This is a genomic window from Trueperaceae bacterium, from assembly GCA_031581195.1.
Classification (GTDB): domain Bacteria; phylum Deinococcota; class Deinococci; order Deinococcales; family Trueperaceae; genus SLSQ01.
The window spans coordinates 1-1,550 of record JAVLCF010000214.1 but is presented as its reverse complement, the minus strand read 5'-3'; the positions used below and the strand labels follow the sequence as shown (position 1 = coordinate 1,550).

Below are 1,550 nucleotides of genomic sequence, written 5' to 3'. Positions count from 1 at the left end.
CCGACGCTCGAGGACGCGGACGTCGAGCGCACCGTCGAGGTGCTCCGCGACGTCGGGCGTCGCGCGACGAAGTAACGGGTCGCACCTCATCAAGAATGAAGAAAGGACGATCCATGCCTGATGCCCCCCGCGTTTCCCTCGCCATCATCGGATTGGGATACGTCGGCCTCCCGATCGCAGTCGCGTTCGCCCGCGCAGGGTTCGACGTCATCGGTTTCGACATCGATGCGTCGAAGGTCGATGAGCTGCGCGGCGGCGTCGATCGATCGGGAGAGGTCGAGAGTGACGTTCTCGAATCCGCGGCTTTGCGCGTGACGTCGAGCACGGCCGACATTCGCGGCCGTGACGTGTACGTCGTCACCGTCCCGACCCCCATCGACGGCCACCACCGACCGGACTTGGCAGCCGTCGCAGCTGCCTCCGCCACCGTTGGAGAGGTCATGGGGGCGAACAGCCTCGTTGTGTTCGAGTCGACCGTCTACCCGGGGGCCACCCTGGAAGAATGCGTCCCGATTCTGGAACGACGGTCGGGCCTGACGCACCTGGAGGACTTCCACGTCGCCTACTCCCCCGAGCGGATCAACCCGGGCGACAAAGTGCATACCCTGGAGACCATCACGAAGGTCGTCTCCGGCGACGACGATGCGACGTTGGAGCGCGTCGCCCAGCTGTACGAATCCGTCGTCGCGGCCGGCGTGCACCGCGCACCCTCGATCGAGGTCGCCGAGGCAGCGAAGGTCATCGAGAACACGCAGCGGGACCTGAACATCGCGCTCGTCAACGAGCTGGCCATCATCTTCGAACGGTTGGGTATTCGAACGCAGGACGTCCTCGAGGCTGCAGGAACGAAATGGAACTTCCTGCCGTTCCGCCCGGGTCTCGTCGGGGGGCACTGCATCGGCGTCGATCCGTACTACTTGACCAGCCGCGCCGAGCAGGCGGGATACCACCCCGACGTCATTCTTGCAGGCCGCCGCATCAACGAAGGGATGGGGGCGTTCGTCGCGCAACGACTGGTCAAGATGCTGGCGCGCCATCGGACACCGGTAGGAGGAGCCCGAATCGGCATCCTCGGGCTCACCTTCAAGGAGAACGTCCGAGACCTCCGCAACAGCCGCGTCCCCGACATCGTCCGCGAGCTCCAAACCTACGATGCGGACGTGCTCGTTCACGACCCCCTCGTCGATGCTGGAGAGGCGAACCGCGAGTACGGGATCGAGGTGGCCTCCGCCGAGCAATTCGCTCACCTCGACGCCGTCGTCGTGGCCGTCCCGCACCTGGCGTTCCTCGAGCAAGGTACGGATTGGGTGCGGAGCCTGCTCCATGAGGAGGGCATCGTCATCGACGTGAAGAGCGCGTTCGATCCCGCCGCGTTCGGTCCCGGCGTGACCTACTGGAGCTTGTGACGGACCATCAGACGTGGGGCGACGCGGCGTCCAAGGCCACGCGCCGAACCTCGTCGGACCGTCCTGCCTCCGCCAGCGCGACCAACGTGTCGACGTAGGCCCTCAGGGGCTCCCCGACGAACGTCTGGCCCTGCCCGACGAAGA

General features: G+C 65.9%; 1 protein-coding gene. It reads left to right on the top strand.

Annotation, left to right across the window (positions count from 1 at the left end; all coding sequences use genetic code 11):
- Positions 1-95 precede the first annotated feature (95 nt).
- Positions 96-1,406, top strand: coding sequence for a nucleotide sugar dehydrogenase (locus RI554_11525; GenBank protein MDR9392642.1), 1,311 nt, complete (start codon positions 96-98; stop codon positions 1,404-1,406).
- The last annotated feature ends 144 nt before the right edge of the window (positions 1,407-1,550 follow it).

Excerpts from the sequence above, each read along its gene's own strand:
- RI554_11525 (MDR9392642.1), top strand. The coding sequence starts at position 96 with ATGAAGAAAGGACGATCCATGCCTGATGCCCCCCGCGTTTCCCTCGCC.